The sequence below is a fragment of the Sulfitobacter sp. UBA4523 genome, assembly GCF_002388305.1.
Taxonomy (GTDB): Bacteria; Pseudomonadota; Alphaproteobacteria; order Rhodobacterales; family Rhodobacteraceae; genus Sulfitobacter; species Sulfitobacter pontiacus.
The window spans coordinates 66,143-85,399 of record NZ_DGMH01000009.1; the positions used below are offsets into that span (position 1 = coordinate 66,143).

Genomic DNA, 19,257 nt, shown 5'->3' on the forward strand with positions numbered 1-19,257 from the left:
AAACACGGCCCGATCGCGCTGATCGACGAAAACGTGCCCGTGGTGGTCATGGCCCCCAACGACACGCTCTTCGACAAGACTGTCAGCAACATGCAAGAGGTCATGGCGCGCAAGGGCAAGGTTATCCTGATCTCGGATCGTGCGGGGCTGGATGAAGCCGCCGAAGGCACGTGGGGGCAGATCGAGATGCCACCCGTTGCCGATGCGCTCGCCCCTATCCTCTATGCGATCCCGGCGCAGTTGCTGGCCTATCACACCGCGATTGCCAAAGGTACCGATGTCGACCAACCGCGCAACCTGGCAAAATCGGTGACTGTGGAATGAACCTTGCCCCCTATATGGCGCAGCTGAACGAACTGGCTGATCCCGCCGCTGTCGAGAAGATGCAGGCCTATCACAAGGTGGATCGCCCCTATCTGGGCATCGCCAATCCGCAGATCAACGATCTGACCAAAGCGTGGCGGACCGAGCTGTCGCTGACCGACCGGATCGCGCTGGCCGATGCCCTGTGGCAAACGGATATCTTCGAGGCGCGGGTGGCGGCGGCCAAACTGTTGACCCAGGCCCGCCTGCGCCCGGATGACGAACCCGCGTGGCAGTTGATCCAAAGCTGGGTACCGGACTTCGACAGCTGGGCCATCGCGGATCATGCCTGCATGGCGGCGCAAAAACGGTTGCTGGCAGACCCTCAACGTCTGGATGTGGTCGAGACTTGGAGCCAATCGGGTGAGCTCTGGTCGAAGCGGGCGGCGCTTGTCGCGACCCTGCCCTGGACCAAGCAGAACAACCCCAAGCCCGAAGAGCTGGACGCGCGCGAGCGTATCCTTGGGTGGGCAGCGGGGTATCTGCCGGTCAAGAACGGCATCCTGCAAAAGGCCATCGCGTGGTGGGTCCGCGACCTCAGCCGTCATGACCCCGTGCGCGCCGCCGCCTTTATCGAGGACAACCGCGCCACCCTCAAACCCTATGCGATCAAGGAAGCCGCGCGCCATATGCCGGATTTCCCGCTGGAAGCTCCGGTGACGGCGGACGTGACGGCGGAAGACGAAGCCCCCGCATCAGATAGCTGATCCCTACCGAAAACGGGCGTCCAAGGTTCCCCCTCGGACGCCCGTTTTGTATCTTACACCATCACCGCGCGGCTTAACCGTTGGTGGACACTTCAACCTTGGTCAGATCCGTCAGCGACGCGCCAATCAGACGCAGCGCCGACAACGACATGCGGCTCCCGCCCGAGGCAGGCCCATCCAGCGGGATCAGTTCAACCGTAGAGGATTTGCCCGTCGCGGGGTTCGTCACGCGGCCCTGCATTTCCGATTTCACCAGCGGTGTTTTCATCCACAGCCCCGGCTCCGTCGCGCTACCAAGCGAGGCGACGGTGGTGCCCAGCGATTTGGCCCCTGCCGCAGCAGGTTTTGACGCCTCGGCGCGTTGTTCGGCCGTGGTGGTGTCAAGCGCATCGGCTGTGCGTGCCCCAGCAGGCGGACGGGCAGCCGCGGTGGCGGACGACAGGGACGCCTCTGCACGCGCCTCGGCCTCGGCCGTGGGGGGGGCGGCGTCCGCCCCGCGTTTGCCCAAACCCAAACGATCCGTTACGCCCGCACATCCGGCCAGAGCAACAACAGCGACACCTAGAATAATATAATGTTTCATGGGTTAAATCTAACGCTCCCCCCCTGCCGCTTCAATCTCCTAAATGCTACTTGCCCCGGGATGGGCCGATGTTTACCTATGGGATATGAATGCACCTTTGATTGACCCGTTCGCCCGCGCTATCACCTATCTGCGCGTCTCTGTCACAGACCGCTGTGACTTCCGCTGTGTTTATTGCATGTCCGAGAATATGAATTTCCTCCCCAAGAAGGAACTTCTGACCTTGGAAGAGCTGGATCGGCTGTGCACCAACTTTGTCGATCTGGGTGTGCAAAAGCTGCGCATCACCGGCGGTGAGCCTTTGGTCCGCAAAGGTATCATGACCTTCTTCGACAGCATGACCCGCCATCTGGACGCCGGCACGCTGAAAGAGCTGACGCTGACCACCAATGGCAGCCAGTTGGAACGCTATGCCGCCGATCTTTATGCTGCGGGCGTGCGCCGTGTGAATGTGTCGCTTGATACGCTGGATGATCAGAAATTCGCCGACATCACCCGTTGGGGGCGTCTGCCGCAGGTGCTGCGCGGGATCGACGCGGCGCAGAATGCCGGGCTGCGGGTCAAGATCAACGCCGTCGCGCTGAAAGGCTTCAACGAGGCAGAACTGCCGTCGATGACCGCTTGGTGTGCGGATCGCGGGATTGATCTGACCTGGATCGAGGTGATGCCCATGGGCGACTTGGGCAACGAGGACCGCTTGGGCCAGTATTGGTCGCTCAAGGATGTGCGCCGCACCTACGAGGAACATTACACCGTCACCGATCTGGCCGAGAATACGGGCGGCCCTGCCCGGTATGTCCGGCTGGAAGAGACCGGCCAGAAGATCGGTTTTATCACGCCGCTGTCCCATAATTTCTGCGAAAGCTGCAACCGCGTACGGATCACCTGCACCGGTGAAATCTACATGTGTCTGGGGCAGGAAGATGTGGCCGACCTGCGCGCGCCCTTGCGCAATCACCCCGATGACGACGCGCCCTTGAAAGACGCAATTCGCGCGGCGATCAACCTTAAGCCCAAGGGCCATGACTTTGATTATTCACGGCAAAAGCTGGATGGGCAGATGCCCCGCCACATGAGCCACACAGGCGGCTGACGCGACCGTGTCCGCGCCTTTCCTGTACCGCGCCTGGGTTCTTGCCAGCCGCTGCCTGATCCCCTTTGCCGCCAGCGCAGAGGCGCGCAAGCTGAACGCGCAGGACGTGCCCGCCGCCCGCGCGGGAGAGAAACGCGGCATCGCCACACAGCCGCGCCCAAGCGGCGGCCCGCTGGTCTGGGTGCATGCGGCGTCCGTGGGCGAAAGCCTGTCGGTGCTGGCGCTGATCACCCGCATGGGGCATATGCTGCCCGACGCGCATTTCCTGATTACGTCCGGCACCGCGACCTCGGCCAGGCTGGTGGATCAACGTCTGCCGCCGCGCAGCCTGCACCAGTTTGCCCCGCTAGACGCCCCCGGCCCGTTAAAGCGGTTCCTGGCCCATTGGCAGCCCGACGCCGCGATATTTGTCGAAAGCGAGATCTGGCCGCAGATGTTGCGACGGACCCACGCGACCGGCGCGCCGATGGCGCTGGTCAATGCGCGCATGTCCGACAAAACGGTCGAGTTCTGGGAGAAATGGCCCCGCACTGCCCGCTACCTGTTCGATGTCTTCACGCTGATCGTGACGCAGAATGACGCGATGGCGCGCAATATGATCCGCATGCATGCCCCCGCCGATCGTGTGTCGCCGGGCGTGAACCTGAAATCCATGGCCGGCCCGCTACCCGTCGATGCACAGGCGCTGGCGGCTGCGCGCACAGCGCTTGGCGGGCGGGCGGTCTGGGTTGCCTCCTCCACCCACGAAGGCGAGGAACGCAGCGTGCTGGACGCACATAAGAAGCTGCTGCGCGAGATCCCCGATCTGTGTCTTATCCTTGCCCCCCGCCACCCCGAACGCGGCGATGCGGTAGAGGCGCTGGTTCAGGACGCGGGGCTGACCGTGCAGCGTCGCAGCCGTGGGGACGCCCCCGGAGGCCAGGTCTATCTGGCTGACACGCTGGGGGAATTGGGCCTTTGGTACAGCCTGTCCGATGTCGTGTTTCTAGGCGGATCGCTGCTGCCCATTGGCGGGCATAACCCGTTCGAGGTGGCGCAATCGGGTGCCGCCGTGCTGTCGGGCAACCATGTTGCGGCCTTTGCGGAAACCTATGCTCAGCTCGAGGCCGAAGGCGCTGCGCGGATCGTGGCGGATGGCGATGATCTGGCCGCCCGCGTTGCCGCGCTCTTGACCAAACCGGACGAGCTGGCGACGATGACCGCAGCCGCTGCCCGCTTCATCGCGGCACAGGATGACCAGCTTGATGCCATCGCCAGCCGTCTGATCACCACATTGAAGTTGGATACCCCATGACGCACCCCCTTGCCCACACCGATGTGATCGCGCCGAATTTCAAACGCAGGCTCAGCGGCGTCACGGCCACTGTGATGCGGCTGGTGCCGGTGCAATCGCGCGATATCTCTATCGCGGCAACGGGCCCCGTCGTGCCTGATGATGTGCCGCAGGTGCCGCTGGCCTCGCTTGTGACCATGTCGCGCCGCGGGCCGTCGCCGTCGGGCTGGCGGGTCTGGCACGCGCGGCGCAACGTCGAGATGCTGGGCGGGCTGGCGCTGCGCTATCTGCTGGGCAAGCGGCTCAAGCTAATGTTCACCTCGGCCAGCCAACGCGAACAGACCGGCCTGACGCGCTGGCTGATCCGGCGGATGGATGCCGTTGTGGCGACCTCGGACCGGACCAACGCCTATCTGGAAAACCCCGGCCATGTGATCATGCACGGGATCGACACCGAAGGCTTTGCCCCCTCGCCCGACCGCGCCGCCCTGCGCGCCGAGCTTAAGCTGCCAGTGAACGCGACGCTGGTGGGTTGCTATGGCCGTATCCGCGCCCAAAAGGGCACCGATGCCTTTGTCGAGGCGATGCTGCCGATCCTGCGGGACAACCCCGATGTCGTCGCCCTTGTGATGGGGCGCGCGACCGAGAAATACGAGAGCTTCGAGAAGGGCCTGAAAGACCGCGCCCGCGCCGAAGGGCTGTCGGACCGGATGCTGTTCCTGCCAGAGGTGCCTGTGGGCGATATGGCGGATTTCTACCGCGTGCTGGACCTTTACGTCGCCCCCCAACGGTGGGAGGGATTCGGCCTCACCCCGATCGAGGCGATGGCCTGCGGTGTACCCGTGGTCGCGACCCGTGTGGGGGCCTTTGAAAAGCTGGTGGTGCAAGGTACGACGGGCCTACTGGTGGACCCCGATGACATTCCAGCACTTGAGGCCGCGACGCGCGATGCCCTGTCCGACCGGACCCGTCTGGCCGCATGGGCAGAGTCCGGGCGCAGCTATGTGATGTCGGATTTCTCTATCGCGCGCGAAGCGGCGGCGCTGGTCAAAATCTATCGCAAGCTGCTGGCGGCATAGGGCGCGGGTGTCCCCCCCGCCCCATGCCCGTGTGATCAGCCGATGGGCATGCGTTGTTCGGCGATACCCGCCCACCAGCTGCAGCCCGCGGGAATGATATCGTCGTTAAAGTTATACATCGGGTGGTGCACCATCGCGGTGTCGCCATTGCCGACCAGAATATAGGCACCGGGGCGCTCCTCGAGCATAAAGGCGAAATCCTCGCCCCCCATGACCAAAGGTGCTTCGTCGCATTGACCCGAGATGCTACGCGCGACATCCGCCGCGAATTCAGTCTGTTCGTCGTGGTTCACCATCACCGGATAGTTGCGCACGTATTTGACCTTTGCCGTCGCGCCAAAACTTGCCGCGATGCCTTCACAAATCTCTGTCACGCGCTTTTCAGCCAGATCGCGCAGGTCATTGGAGAGGGTGCGCACGGTACCCAGCAGATTCACCCGCTGCGGGATCACGTTGAACGCCTTGGACGAGGATTCGATCGAGGTGATCGAGACAACGATATTGCCCACGGGGTCCGCGTTCCGGCTGACGATGGTTTGCAGCGCGGTGATGATATGTGCGGTGACCACACCGGTATCGATGGTCTCGTGTGGTTTTGCCGCGTGGCCGCCCAGACCCTCGACTTCGATTTCCAGCAGGTCGGTGGCCGCAAAGAACGGGCCGGGGCGGATGCCGAATTGTCCGGCGGGAATGCCGGGCCAGTTGTGCATGCCATAGACTTCCTGAATGCCCCAGCGTTCCATCATGCCGTCCTTGCACATCTCGCGCCCGCCGCCGCCGCCTTCTTCGGCAGGCTGAAAGATCACAACAACAGTCCCGTCAAAGTTCCGTGTCTCGGCCAGATACTGCGCCGCGCCCAACAGCATCGCCGTGTGGCCGTCGTGGCCGCAGGCATGCATCGCATTGGGCGTTTTGGAGGCATAGTCCAGCCCCGTCTGTTCGTGGATCGGCAGCGCGTCCATATCGGCACGCAGCCCGATGACCTTGCCCGAGGTGGTGGCATTGCCCTTGATCACGCCGACAACACCGGTACGCCCGATGCCTTCGACAACTTCGTCACAGCCGAAGGCGCGCAGTTTCTCGGCCACGGTGGCAGAGGTGCGATGCGTCTCGAACAGGATCTCGGGGTGTTCATGCAAATCACGTCGCCATGCGGTGATGTCGGTGTGCAATTCGGCAAATCGGTTCTTAACGGGCATTTTTCGAAGTCCTTGAAGTCTGTGAAAAAAGGGAACGCGCAGCGCCCCTTTCGGGCAAAGCCGGCGGCTAGGCTGGCAATCTTGTTTCAATCATTTCCGCGAACCAGCTACAACCTGCGGGGATCGCGTCATCGTTGAAATTATACATGGGGTGGTGGACGGTGGGCCCGTCGCCATTGCCCAGCATGATATAGGCACCGGGGCGCTGGTTCAGCATATACGAGAAATCCTCTCCGGCCATGATCGGCGGCGTGTCGCGGTCCACACCGGGGGCGATATTCTCGGCCACATCAGCGGCGTAGGCGGTATTCGCGTCAGCGTTCACGGTGATGGGATAGCCGCGCGCGTAAACGATGTCGGCAGTGCATTGGTGGGCGGCGCAGGTGTGGGTCACGACTGCCTCCAGCCGGTCCTGCACCAGATCGCGGATGCCCGCATCCAGCGTGCGGACCGTGCCGCGCAGCCGCACGGTTTGCGGCAGGACGTTGTGGCTGTCGGTATCGGACCGCAGGCTACAGACCGACACGACAGCATTCTTGATCGGATCCACGTTGCGTGCGGCGATGGATTGCAGCGCGACAACGACATGCGCCGCGGCAAGGTTGGTATCGATCGCCTCGTGCGGGGCTGCGGCATGGCCGCCCTGACCGGTGATGACGATGTCGAACTCATCCGCCGCCGCCAGCAAAGGGCCACTGCGGATCGCGAATGCGCCGACGGGATGGCCGGGCATATTGTGCAGCCCGTAGACCTCGTCGATGGACCAACGCTCCATCAGGCCTTCCTCGACCATGACATTGCCACCGCCGCCGCCCTCTTCAGCGGGTTGGAAGATAAGCACCGCCCGCCCGTCAAAATTGCGCGTTTCTGCAAGATATTGCGCGGCCCCCAGCAGGATCGCGGTGTGCCCGTCATGGCCGCAGGCATGCATCTTGCCCGGCGTTTTGGAGGCATACTCAAGCCCCGTCGCCTCGGTGATGGGCAGAGCGTCCATATCCGCGCGCAAGCCGATGCTGCGCCCCGAGGCATTGGTCTTGCCCTCGATCACCGCGACGATGCCGCTTTGCGCCACGCCGGTGGTGATATCGGTAATGCCAAAGCTGCGTAGCTTCTCTTCGACGAAAGCCGCGGTCTGCGGCAGATCGAATTGCAGTTCGGGGATCGTATGCAGGTGACGCCGCCACGCGGTGATGTCGGCATGGGTTTCGGCAAAGCGGTTCTTGATCGGCATCGCGTGCGTTCCTTTATGTGTCTAGACGTTCGGGCCCAGGATCATCGGGCTGCCATCGGTGAAACGTGCAAGGCGAAAGCGGGTCAGATCGTGCCCGGCGCTTTGCCCCGTGGCCAGACGCGCCAGAACGCGGCCCATGCCCGGCCCGATACCAAAGCCGTGCCCCGACATGCCCGTGCCAATGGTCAGCCCCGGCAGTGCTGCCAGAGTATCCACGACAGGTACAATGTCAGGCATCGTGTCGATCATCCCCGCCCAGGCAGATTTCAGCTTTATCGGCCCCAGATCGGGGAACATTGCTGAAAAATCACGCAGCAGGCGGCGGATCTTGGCCATATTGGGCATGGGGTTAAGGATGCGCATCGCCTCGAAGGGGGATGGGGTATCGGCCTGCCAGCGCCGCTTGGTCGTCCAGGCATCGGGAAAGCCTTTGGGCGCAAAAGGGTGAAGCCGTTGACCAAAGGGATCGGCGCGCAACTGGGTCAGGTAATGGGGCAAAGCACGAAAGGCGTCAGGGCCCACAAAAAGCTCGGGCGCGCCGGGAGGGGCGAGCGTATAGCCGCCATCCTCGCGCCGCCGGAACGCGACCCGCCCGTCCGACACCGCCCCTGCGTAAATTTCAGGCAAGCGTTCGGTCGCCGCCACATTTTCGCGTACCGACAGCTGCGGTATAGAGATACCGTGATTGCGCAGGAACAGCGCCGACCACGCCCCGCCTGCCAGCACCACCTGCGAAGACGCGATACGCCCCTGTTCCGTGATCACCCCGGCAACCCGCCCCGCCGCGATATCAAGGCAGCGCACGGCGCAATTCTCGATGATCTGAACGCCCTCTCGCGCGGCGATACCGGCGAGAGCGGGCACCGCGACCCAAGGCTCCGCCCGCATGTCCGACGGCGTGATCAGCGCGCCGATCTGAGGTGTCGCAAGGCCGGGGAACATGGCGGAGACCTCGGCCGCCGTCATCATCCGGCTGTCCGCGCCATTGGCCCGCGCATGGGGCAGCCAGTCTTCGTAGCCCGCAAGCTGTGTCGGCCTTTGCGCCAGATAGGCAATGCCGCCCTGCCGCAGCCCGATATCCACGTTCGTTTGCCCCGCAAGTTCGCGCCAGAGCGCCTGCGCCTCGGACATGATCGGCATCTCGTCAGGGTCGCGCCCCTGTTGCCGGATCCACCCCCAATTGCGGCTGGATTGTTCAGCGGCGATGCGACCCTTTTCCAGCAAGGTGACCGAGTGACCCTCCCGGGCGAGGAACAGCGCCGTGCAGACCCCGATGATCCCGCCGCCGATAACGACGATATCCGACGTGGCTGGCTGGGGGCCGGGATAGGTGACGGGGGTGGTCGTGTGGATCGGGAATGGCTGCATGGGTCAGGCTTTATATTGCGTAGGCGTCGCGGGCAAAGCAGGCCTGGATCGGGGGCCAGCCCCCGGTGCCGTGCTGCGGCCCCTCCCCCGGGATGTGATGCCATTTGGAAGAAGGGGGCCGCTGCGCTGTGTCATTTCAAACGGTCAAGCAGGTCGCGCATGAAGCTATGGCCGGCCTCGAATTGCGCGACTTCGATATATTCGTTGGGCTGGTGCGCCTGTGCGATATCGCCAGGGCCGCAGATCACCGCGCTATACCCGGCTTCCTGGAACTGTCCGGCCTCGGTCCCGTAGGAGACCTTGTGGCTGGCATTGTCGCCGGTGATCTGGCGCACGAAGGTTTCGGCCAGCCCGTCTTTTTCGGGTTGTAGTGCGGGGACGTCGAAACGGGGGGTGACCTCGATATAGGTTTCGGGGACGACCTCTTGCATCTGCTTTTCGACCTCGCGCACCTTCTCCAGATAGGCGGTGCCCCAGGCGTCTTTATCTTCGCCCGGCACGATGCGGAAATCCATGGCGAAGTGGCAATCCTTGGCGGTGATATTATGCGCTGTCCCGCCCGAGATCACGCCCACATGGGCGGTGGTAAAGGGCGGGTTGAACATCGCGGCAAGCTCGCTGGGTTTGCGGGCCATGTTCTCGGTGTTCACCTCATTGGCCCATTCGATCAGCTTGGCCCCCGCCATGATCGCGTTGACGCCTGTGTGCAGCAAGGAGGAATGCACCTCGAAGCCGACCACATGGGTGTTGAAGCCCGTGCCGCCCTTGTGACCTGTAACGGCCTGCATGGTCGAGGGTTCCCCCACGATCACCAGTGCCCCCTTGGGCAACACCGGTTGCATCGCCTCGATCATCGGAGGGGCACCGGTGCAGCCGATTTCCTCGTCAAAGCTGAGCGCGATCTGGAGCGGGCGTTGCACGTCGGCGTAATGCGCCTCTACCAGTGCCCAAATGGCCAGCGCATCAAAGCCCTTCATGTCGCAGCAGCCGCGCCCGTAATAGCGCCCGTCCCGTTCAACCACGGTGAAAGGGTCGCTGTCCCAGGGCTGGCCGTCCACCGGCACCACATCGGTATGCCCCGACAGGACCACCGCGCCCTCTTCCCACGGGCCCACATGGGCGAAAAGCGCATGTTTGGGTTGATCGGGGTGGATATAGCGATGGGACGCGATGCCGTGGCTTTCAAGGTAATCGGCCACCCAGTCGATCAGCGGGATATTCGTATCCCGCGACACAGTGGGAAAGCTGACGAGTTTTTCCATCAGCTCGAACGGGGTCATGCGCGCAGTCATTTATGTGGTCCTTTAGTATCCGCTATCGGTGATCAAGACCTGATGGCCGGGGGATACGGTTTTGTAAACAGAGGGTTCCGCGACATAGCTTGTCGGATGGATCGGGGACGGGATCGGCTTGAAGTTCAGCTCGCTTTCCTTTTTGCGACGCCGTGGATCGGCGATGGGGACGGCTTTCATCAGGGCCTGCGTATAGGGGTGCTGCGGGTTTTCAAACACCTGCGACCGCGTGCCCATTTCCACGATCCGGCCCAGATACATCACGCCGACGTGGTGGCTGACCCGTTCGACCACAGCCATATCGTGGCTGATGAACAGGAAGGACAGCCCCATTTCCGCTTGCAGCTCCAGCATCAGATTGACCACCTGCGCCTGCACCGACACATCCAGCGCCGACACGGCTTCATCCGCGACGATCAGCTTGGGGTTCAACGCCAAGGCCCGCGCGATGGCGACGCGCTGGCGCTGACCACCTGACAGCTCGTGCGGGAAGCGGCGCATGAAGCTGCGCGGCAGTTCCACACGGTCAAACAGCATCTCGATGCGTTTGGTCAGCTCGGCCCCTTTGAGCGTGCCATAATTGTGGATCGGTTCGGCCACCTGATCCGACAACTGCATCTGCGGATTGAGCGAGGCAAACGGGTCCTGAAAGATCATCTGCATGTCCAGCCGCGCCTTGTGCAGGCCACGTGAATCCAGTGCCATGATGTCTTTGCCATCGAGGTTGACCTCGCCCGACTGGGGTTCGACCAGCCGCAGCAAGGACCGCCCCGCCGTAGATTTCCCGCAGCCGGATTCCCCCACAAGGCTTAGCGTCTGGCCCTTGTTGATGGTAAACGACAGGCCCTCGACCGCATGGACATTGGCGACGGTGCGGCGCAGGAAGCCGCCCTGCACCGGAAAGCGCGTGGTCAGGTTCTTGACCGTCAGCAGCGTTTCCTCTGTGCCCTTGATGGGTTTGATCTCTTTATCCGCCGTCCCGAGCAGTTTCATCGGTTCGGGATAGGGTTTGCCGCGCATCTCGCCCAGCTTGGGGACGGCGGCCAGCAACGCCTTGGTATAGGGGTGTTGGGGGTTTTCGAAAATTTCCTCGACCGTGCCTTCTTCGACCTTGTTACCGCGGAACATGACGACGACGCGATCGGCCATCTGGGCGACAACGGCCATGTCATGGGTGATGAACATGACGGCGGTGCCGGTCTCGCGTTTCAAGCGGTCGATCAGCGCGAGGATTTCGGCCTGAATGGTCACATCCAGCGCGGTGGTGGGTTCATCCGCGATCAGCAGCCGCGGCGAACAGGCCAGCGCCATGGCGATCACCACACGCTGGCGCATCCCGCCCGACAGCTCGTGCGGGTATTGTGCAAGACGGCGGGCCGGTTCGGGGATGCGGACCTGGGTCAGAAGCTCCAGCGCGCGGGCCTCTGCCTGCGCCTTGGACATGTTCTTGTGCAGGCGCAGCCCTTCGGTCAGCTGGCGACCGACGGTAAAGACCGGGTTCAGCGCTGTCATCGGTTCCTGAAAGATCATCCCGATCTCATTGCCGCGAATATCGCGCATCACATCTTGATCTGTGCGCGCCAAATCGACAGCGGGATCGTTCTGACGCTCAAATAATAGGCGCCCACCCGCAATTTTTCCGCCGCCGAACTCGACCAGACGCATCAGCGACAGCGAGGACACCGATTTACCCGAGCCGGATTCGCCCACAACGCAGACAGTTTCACCCGCATTGATGTCAAAGCTGACGTTCTCCACACCTAGAACGGGTCCGTCCTGGGTTTGAAATTCGACCCTAAGCTCTTGAATTTGCGCGATTGGTGTCGGCGTCGCCTCGTCTAGCATGGTATTTTCCAGCGCTTCTCGTTTAATCAATTTGACGACGCTAAGGCACTTCGTCATCTGGTGTCAAATCGGTCCAAGGGACCGCTAACATCCGCTGCTTTGGAGGCTTGCATTTTTTTTCAAACCTGTTTCGATGCTTCGACGTTATTGGCGTGGCTGGAAAAACGGGCGTTTTGGCGGGCATCCCTGTCTGTCGCAGCACCCTGCCCCCGGCCGTGATCAAGATTGACGTTTTTGGCATTGCCAGAAAAGACAGACCATAAAAAAAGGCACCTCAAAAAACCAACGGTGTCCAACAAGGAGTAAGCTATGAACATGAAAACCCTGTTACTGGGAGCCGCGGCTTCGGTAGCGATTGCCCCCGCCGCATTCGGCGCCGCCCACGAGGGCGAGCGTGGACGCGACGGCGAGGTGAAAGTTATCTACTGGCAAGCGCCCTCGATCATGACCCCCTATCTGTCGGGCGGCACAAAAGACCTCGAGGCGGCGAGCCTCGTGCTGGAGCCTATGGGCCGCTATGACGAAACCGGCGCGTTGGTCCCCTATCTGGCGACCGAGATTCCCACCGTTGAAAACGGCGGCGTGGCCGAAGACCTGAAATCCATCACCTGGAAGCTGAAAGAGGGCCTGGTTTGGTCCGACGGCACGCCGGTGACCTCGGCGGATCTGAAATTCACCGCTGAATACTGTATGCACCCCGAAGGCGGCTGCGCGCAGGCGTCGAAGTTCGATGGCGTTGAAAGCATCGATATCGTGGATGATCTGACGGTTACCGTTCATTTCACCGACGCCAAGCCAAACCCTTATGGCCCGTTCATGGGCGCGCAATCACCGATCATTCAGGCCGCGCAGTTCAAGGACTGCCTGGGCGCGAAAGCCCCCGAATGTACCGAAGCCAACTTTAACCCCATCGGCACCGGCCCGTTCCGCGTGACAGATTTCCGTCCCAATGACGTGATCCAGATGGAAGCCAACCCCAACTACCGTGACCCCAGCAAACCCGCGTTTGCGACACTGACCCTCAAGGGCGGTGGGGATGCGAATGCCGCGGGTCGTGCGGTGATGGAAACCGGCGAATACGACTATGCCTGGAACATGCAGCTGGCCCCCGATGTGCTGGCGAAAATGGCCGAAGGCGGCAAGGGTCAGGCGATCTCTGCATTCGGGACATTGGTCGAACGGATCGAGATGAACCTGACAGACCCATCGCCGGACCTGCCAGAGGGCGAACGCTCCACCGTGGCGCATCCGCACCCGATCCTGTCGGACTTTAAGGTCCGCAAGGCGCTGTCCATGGCGATCGACCGTCCTTTGCTGGTCGAAGTCGGCTATGGCCAGGCAGGTCGCGCGACCTGTAACCTCGTTCCCGCGCCCGAACTTTATGCCTCCGACAACACCGAATGTCTGACGCAGGATCTGGAAGGCGCGAAAGCCCTGCTGGAAGAAGCCGGCTGGACCGACACCAATGGCGACGGCATCCGCGACAAAGACGGTGAAAAACTGTCCCTGCTGTACCAGACCTCGACCAACGCTGTCCGTCAGGATTTCCAGGCGCTGATCAAAGACTGGTGGAACCAGATCGGTGTCGAAGTCGAACTGCGCAACCTTGATGCGTCGGTCTTCTTTGGGGGCGACCCCGGTTCGCCCGATACCTTCCAGAAGTTCTATGCCGACGTTGAAATGTACGCGAACAACTTTGACGGCACCGATCCGCAGGCCTACCTGTCTGCATACCGCTGTGGCAACGAGCCCAAGCCTTCCAGCCAGTGGCAAGGTGAAAACATCAACCGTTTCTGCAACGAAGAATACGACGCGTTGCTGGACGAACTGTCGCGCACGGGCGAGTTGGACAAGCGTGGCGATATCGCCAAGCAGCTGAACAACATCATCACACGTGACACGATGACCATCGTTCCGCTGGTCGACCGTGGTCGGGTTTCCGCTGCGTCCAACACTCTGGGCGGCGTGATCCTGAACACATGGGATTCCGAACTGTGGAATGCCGCCGACTGGTACCGCGTGAAAGAATAATCACGCCCAAGCTCAGAGGAGCACGCAGCGCGCGTGCTCCTCATGACTTGATGCCTGTGTGAATGTGTGCGAAATCGCGCCTCCCTTCGATTTTGACATGCTTCCCCTCCCCTAGACCGACTTGCAAAGGCGCTGTGCATGCTGACCTTCACCATTCGTCGACTACTTTTGTCGATACCAACGCTTTTGTTTATCAGCCTGGTAATCTTCCTGCTGTTGCAACTGGCCCCCGGCGATCCGATGGCCCAGGTGCCGCTGACAGTCCCACCAGAGGTAAAACAGAAAATGCGCGAGGCGCTTGGCCTCGGGCAGCCGATCTATGTGCAATACTATAAATGGCTGATCCAGTTCTTCTGGGTTGAACCGCAGGTCTTCATCGACTGGGCCACCCGCGACAGCTTCCTGCTGGGCTGGCTGCCCGACACCAGCCTGTCGACCTTCATTGACCCCGACACAGGCGCTGTGCGTCCCGTTCAGCGTGCGATCAGCTGGCAGACCCGCAGCCCGATCATGGATATCGTGATCCAGCGGATGCCGCAGACGCTTTGGGTGGTTGGGCTGAGCTATATCGTGGGCATCCTGATCGCGATCCCGATTGGCATCTATTCGGCCTACCGCCACTATTCGCTATTCGATCAAGCGGGCACCTTTGTCACGATGATCGGCTTTTCGATCCCGCCCTTCTTCACCGGGCCGCTGCTGATCGTGATTTTCTCGGTCTCGCTGGGGTGGTTGCCGTCGATCTACGACACGACCCATGTGGTGACCGACTGGGAGAGCTTCAAAATCCAGTTCATGCAGATGATCATGCCCGTGATGGTGCTGGCGCTGCAAACCACCGCGCAGATCAGCCGCTATATGCGCGGCGCGATGCTGGACAACCTGAACCAGGACTATGTGCGCACCGCCCGCGCCAAGGGGCTGCGCGAGAAATCGGTCGTTCTGGTCCATGTGCTGCGCAACTCGATGATCCCAGTGGTCACGGTGATTGCCCTTGGCATGCCCGCGATCTTTGGCGGCGCGATCATTACCGAGAATGTGTTCAAGGTGAATGGTATCGGGCAGCTGCTGCTGACCGCGCTTTTTGCCAACGACCTGCCGATGGTGATGACGCTGACCTTTATCTTCGCCATCCTCATCGTTCTATTCAACCTGATTGCCGATGTTCTATACGGCCTGCTTGACCCAAGGATCCGCTATGACTGAGCAAGCCACCCCCACAAGCCCGCTCGAGGCCGACATCGAACTCTATGGCGCGCTGGTCGATAAAGAGCCGCAAAAGCCGCCGCGCAGCCAGTGGATCGACGTCTGGCAGCAGTTCCGCAAGCACAAGGGCGCTGTCTTTGGCGGAGGCTTCCTGCTGTTCATCACCCTCGCGGTGTTGTTCGGCCCCTACCTTTGGGATGTCGACCCCAAGGCGTTGGATATCCGCAACAAGAACTGGCGCCCCGTGTATCAACTGCTGTTCGACAGCGAGGCCAAGGCCGGTTGGGCACATCCCTTTGGCACCGACCAACTGGGCCGTGATATCATGGCACAGATGATCGCCGGCGGGCGCGTGTCTATGGCGGTGGGCTGGCTGGCCATGGGGCTGGCGCTGGTCATCGGATCGGCCATCGGCGTCATCTCGGGCTATTTCAAACGGCTCGATTTCTGGCTGATGCGCTTTACCGATCTGGTTCTGTCGCTGCCGATCCTGCCGCTGACGCTGCTGGCGGTGACCCTGTTCCGCCAACCGCTCAACGCACGGTTTGGCCCCGAAGGCGGGATGTTCATCCTGATCGTCGGCATCATCGGGCTGACCTCATGGATGCAGACCGCGCGGATCGTGCGCGGCGACATTCTGGCGCTGAAAGAGCGCGAGTTCATCCTCGCCGCGCGGTCCATCGGGACGCGGTCGGGCAAGATCATCCGCAAGCACCTGCTGCCCAACGTCATCTCTCCGATCATGGTCTCGGCCACGCTGGGCCTGGCGACCGCGATCATCACCGAAAGCGCGCTGAGCTTTCTGGGCGTCGGCTTCCCGTCGGACTATCCGACATGGGGCAAGCTCTTGTCCGATGCTGTGTCACGGATGCAGGAATTCCCCGAGCGGGTGATCCTGCCCGGCGTCGCGATCTCGCTGACCGTACTGAGCGTGAACTACCTTGGCGACGGGCTACGTGACGCGCTGGACCCGCGGTTGCGCGGACGGTGATCCGGATCGGACTGTCTCCTTTTGGGGCTTCTGTCGGGTTTGAGTATTTGAGAAAGGGTGAAGGGGGGCTGCGGCCTCCCTTTGTCGTGGGGGCGCAAAAGGCTTGAATTCGGGCGGTTTACGCGTCAGGGAACTGTCGTGCTGTCGTCAAGGGGATCACGGGGATGTTTGAACAATTCGGTTTTGAGACCACCACACCGCAACAGGCGGCTGTCTGGTTCGCGCTGGCGGTTGGGGTGATCTTTGGCATACTCGGGCAGATCACCAAATTCTGTTTTCGCCGCTCACTGATTGGCGAGGACCGGCGCGCCGCAAAAGGGGTCTGGCTGACAGCGCTGGCCTTTGCCGTGCTTGGGACGCAGGTCGCGGTCGCCATGGGCTGGATCAGCTTTGCCGAACACCGCTTTATGGTGCCGGATGTGCCCTATCTGGCGATTGCCATTGGCGGGCTGCTTTTTGGCGCGGGGATGGTGTTGACGCGGGGCTGTATCTCTCGGCTGACCATTCTGGCGGGCTCCGGCAATTTGCGCGCGGCGTTGGTCGTGGTTGTCTTTGCCGTTGTGGCCCATGCCACATTGAAAGGCGTGCTGGCCCCGATGCGCGTGGCGCTTGGCAGTGTGACCCTTGGGCTTGGCGATTACGTCAGCCTTGCCGCCCTGCCCGGGGGGGTGATGCTATGGGGCGGTCTGATCGTGGTGGCGGCCCTTGCCGTGGCGCTGCGATCGGGCAACCGCTGGACCCATCTGGTGATGGCGGCGATGATTGGCCTGCTGGTCCCGCTGGCCTGGGTCGGGACGGGGTTTATCCTGTTTGACGCATTCGACCCTATCGCGATGGAAAGCCTGTCGTTCACCTCTCCTTCCGCCGATGCGCTGTTCTGGGTGGTGGCCAGCAGTTCGATCCCCGCGGGCTTTGGCGTCGGGCTTTTGGGGGGCGTGGCCCTGGGGGCCTGCGCGTCGAGCCTGATCTTTGGCGGCTTTGGCTGGCAGAGTTTCGAGACACCCGCCCAGACGGGCCGCTATCTGATCGGAGCAGCGCTGATGGGTGTGGGCGGTGTACTGGCGGGCGGCTGCACGCTGGGGGCCGGATTGTCCGGCGTGCCCACGCTGTCCCTTGCCGCTATCCTTGCGATTGTGATGATCGGTGTCGGCGTGCTGGCGATGCATGCCACCCTGCGTGCCACACCGGCGGGCAGCTGACCCTATTTGATCTTGTGGCGCAGGCGGCGCAGCAACCCCCAGATCAGCAGCACGACCACCGGGACGGCCACTGCCGTGAGCGTGCCCTTGCTGACCCCGATACGGTCGGCCAGCGGGTAGAGCATATAGCCCACCAGTGACACCGCGTAATAGCTGATCGCGACCACGGACAGCCCTTCGACCGTGTGTTGCAAGCGCAGTTGCAGGTCAGAGCGTTTGTCCATGCTGGCCAGTATCGCCTGATTTTGCGCGGATCGTTCCACATCAACCCGTGTCCGCAACAATTCGGCCGCGCGGCTGGCGCGGGCGGACATTTTATTGAGCCGTGTTTCCGAGGATGTGACCGTGCGCATCGCAGGCTCGTAGCGGCGCATCATGAATTCATCAAACCCTTGCCGCGCCATGAACCGTGTTTCGCGCAGGGCTCCGATCCGCTGTGCGACGATGGCTTGATACGCCTCTGTCGCGCCCAGACGGTAAGACGCATCGGCCGAAAGCGCCTCTAGCCCGACAGAGATATCCAGCAGCCGGTGCAGCGTGTCTTCGGCCATGGCAGAGGTGCCTGCCATACCCGCCATCAGATCATTCAGCTCTGCATCGATACGGTCCAACTGGCCCGCGAATTCGCGCACCTTGGCAAAGCCGAGCATCGACATGGATTTATAGGTCTCTATCTCGCACAGACGTTGCACGATGCGGCCCAAGCGGCGGCTGCCCGTGCCTTCGCTGGCAAAGACCGCCATGCGCATGTGGCCCGCGGGATCGATGCGAAAGTCGCTGGCGATGACGGCAGCATCTTCAAGCACCGATGCCACGGCGAGGCTTTCGGGGACGAACCAGTCTTGCAACGTCTCGGCGATCTGCGCGTCCTGTGGCGGACGGGGCACCAGCCGCAGCAGAATAGAGGTGATCCGCTGCGCGTTCAGGCCCGCGCGCCAATCCTGTGGGAAGACATCAAACTCTGCCGGATCAAAGGGGCGCTGGCCGAGCTGATCCAGAAACACGGTATAGGTCACGAACTCGGTGTGCTGCTCCCACTTCAGCGTGTATTTTCCCATCGGGCCGAAATAATGGGTCGCGTCCTCGGCGGGCAGCGGCGCACCGTAATGGGCCAAGAGATCACGGAGCTGTTGCAGATCGACAGAGCGGTCCCGCCGCGCGGCCTCCCCCAAGGGGCGCACGGCCAGATAGGCCGCGACATGGGGCGCGGCGAGCGAGGGGAACGGGCGGGCGTGCAGCTCGCTATTGAGCGTATAGCGCAGAGGGTGATCGTCGAGGGCGGGCACGATGCGGGCTTTCTACAAGGGGTCAATCAAAGCAGTCTATCGTGACCGCCGCCATTCGCCTAGATATATTTCACATATCTTTCATAGGGTTAACCGTATACCGCGGAATACCGGACCCGTTTCAGAACCGGTTGACCGGTATCTTGAGGTAGGCGTGACCGTCATCTTCCGCCTCCGGCAAGCGCCCTGCCCGAAGGTTCATCTGCAAGACATGCAGCATCCGGTCGGGCAGCGCGAGGGTTTTGTCCCGCGCCTCGCGTTGGTCGACAAAGCTTTGCTGCGACACGCCACCGCCGATATGGGCGTTGTGCCTGCGTTGTTCGGCCACGGTGGATTCCCACATGGGTTGGCTGCGATACTCGGTGCCATAGTCATGGCCGATGAACAGGCGCGTGGCATCCGGCAGGGCAAGGATATCTTGCAGGGACTGGTACAGGTCAGCCGCGGTGCCACCCGGGAAATCGGCGCGCGCTGTGCCCACGTCAGGCTGCATAAAGCTGTCATGCACAAA

16 protein-coding genes and 1 pseudogene are annotated in these 19,257 nt (G+C 62.1%); 9 read left to right on the forward strand and 8 right to left on the reverse strand.

Annotated elements, in window-relative coordinates:
* Together B3849_RS01870 and B3849_RS01875 are read left to right on the forward strand one after the other, a co-directional pair.
* On the forward strand, nt 1-324 hold a 324-nt coding region (locus B3849_RS01870; protein ID WP_286779740.1), incomplete at its 5' end, for an SIS domain-containing protein.
* Nucleotides 321-1,070 (forward strand): DNA alkylation repair protein, encoded by a 750-nt coding sequence (locus B3849_RS01875; protein ID WP_278424794.1) that lies wholly within the window; start codon nt 321-323, stop codon nt 1,068-1,070. The genes B3849_RS01870 and B3849_RS01875, both read left to right, overlap by 4 nt.
* Before the next feature lie 73 nt (nt 1,071-1,143).
* On the opposite strand, the gene B3849_RS01880 is transcribed toward B3849_RS01875, so the two are convergent.
* Nucleotides 1,144-1,653: a hypothetical protein gene (locus tag B3849_RS01880; RefSeq protein WP_037944481.1), complete on the reverse strand. Its 510-nt coding sequence runs from the start codon at nt 1,651-1,653 to the stop codon at nt 1,144-1,146.
* Between the two features lie 85 nt (nt 1,654-1,738).
* Between B3849_RS01880 and moaA the strand changes: the two genes are divergently transcribed.
* From moaA to B3849_RS01895, 3 genes are read left to right on the forward strand one after another with little or no spacing between them, the layout of a single operon-like run.
* Entirely contained in the window at nt 1,739-2,746 is a 1,008-nt protein-coding gene (gene moaA / locus B3849_RS01885) for a GTP 3',8-cyclase MoaA (RefSeq protein WP_005854034.1), read from the forward strand.
* 7 nt (nt 2,747-2,753) lie between these two features.
* Nucleotides 2,754-4,040, forward strand: a complete 1,287-nt coding sequence (locus B3849_RS01890; protein WP_286779741.1) for a 3-deoxy-D-manno-octulosonic acid transferase — start codon at nt 2,754-2,756, stop codon at nt 4,038-4,040.
* Nucleotides 4,037-5,098: a glycosyltransferase family 4 protein gene (locus tag B3849_RS01895; protein ID WP_278424792.1), complete on the forward strand. Its 1,062-nt coding sequence runs from the start codon at nt 4,037-4,039 to the stop codon at nt 5,096-5,098. Before B3849_RS01890 ends, B3849_RS01895 begins: the two co-directional genes overlap by 4 nt.
* A gap of 35 nt (nt 5,099-5,133) precedes the next feature.
* On the opposite strand, the gene B3849_RS01900 is transcribed toward B3849_RS01895, so the two are convergent.
* From B3849_RS01900 to B3849_RS01920, 5 genes are all read right to left on the reverse strand, one after another.
* The gene (locus B3849_RS01900; protein WP_278424791.1) at nt 5,134-6,297 is read right to left on the reverse strand and encodes a M20 aminoacylase family protein; all 1,164 of its coding nucleotides are present in this window, start codon (nt 6,295-6,297) and stop codon (nt 5,134-5,136) included.
* 67 nt (nt 6,298-6,364) lie between these two features.
* On the reverse strand, nt 6,365-7,528 hold the full coding sequence (locus B3849_RS01905) for a M20 aminoacylase family protein (RefSeq protein ID WP_278424790.1): 1,164 nt from the start codon (nt 7,526-7,528) through the stop codon (nt 6,365-6,367).
* A 21-nt stretch (nt 7,529-7,549) separates the two neighbouring features.
* A complete protein-coding gene (locus B3849_RS01910) occupies nt 7,550-8,896 on the reverse strand; it encodes an NAD(P)/FAD-dependent oxidoreductase (RefSeq protein WP_278424789.1) in 1,347 nt (448 codons plus the stop codon).
* Nucleotides 8,897-9,027: 131 nt separating this feature from the next.
* Complete coding sequence (gene argE, locus B3849_RS01915) at nt 9,028-10,188, reverse strand: acetylornithine deacetylase (protein WP_278424788.1); 1,161 nt, start codon at nt 10,186-10,188, stop codon at nt 9,028-9,030.
* 12 nt (nt 10,189-10,200) lie between these two features.
* Nucleotides 10,201-12,033, reverse strand: coding sequence for an ABC transporter ATP-binding protein (locus B3849_RS01920; protein ID WP_278424815.1), 1,833 nt, complete (start codon nt 12,031-12,033; stop codon nt 10,201-10,203).
* 309 nt (nt 12,034-12,342) lie between these two features.
* On the opposite strand from B3849_RS01920, the gene B3849_RS01925 reads away from it, so the two are divergent.
* The 4 genes from B3849_RS01925 (at nt 12,343) to B3849_RS01940 (ending at nt 17,460) form a co-directional block, all read left to right on the forward strand.
* Nucleotides 12,343-14,064 (forward strand): peptide ABC transporter substrate-binding protein, encoded by a 1,722-nt coding sequence (locus B3849_RS01925; RefSeq protein ID WP_009824888.1) that lies wholly within the window; start codon nt 12,343-12,345, stop codon nt 14,062-14,064.
* 138 nt (nt 14,065-14,202) lie between these two features.
* Complete coding sequence (locus B3849_RS01930; RefSeq protein WP_005854056.1) at nt 14,203-15,270, forward strand: ABC transporter permease; 1,068 nt, start codon at nt 14,203-14,205, stop codon at nt 15,268-15,270.
* Nucleotides 15,263-16,261: an ABC transporter permease gene (locus tag B3849_RS01935; protein ID WP_278424787.1), complete on the forward strand. Its 999-nt coding sequence runs from the start codon at nt 15,263-15,265 to the stop codon at nt 16,259-16,261. Before B3849_RS01930 ends, B3849_RS01935 begins: the two co-directional genes overlap by 8 nt.
* A gap of 164 nt (nt 16,262-16,425) precedes the next feature.
* Entirely contained in the window at nt 16,426-17,460 is a 1,035-nt protein-coding gene (locus tag B3849_RS01940; RefSeq protein WP_278424786.1) for a YeeE/YedE family protein, read from the forward strand.
* Nucleotides 17,461-17,462: 2 nt separating this feature from the next.
* Here the strand turns inward: B3849_RS01940 and B3849_RS01945 are convergent, their stop codons facing one another.
* Entirely contained in the window at nt 17,463-18,746 is a 1,284-nt protein-coding gene (locus tag B3849_RS01945) for a DUF3422 family protein (RefSeq protein WP_278424785.1), read from the reverse strand.
* Between the two features lie 121 nt (nt 18,747-18,867).
* A pseudogene (locus tag B3849_RS01950) lies at nt 18,868-19,257 on the reverse strand (MBL fold metallo-hydrolase); the annotation flags it as partial.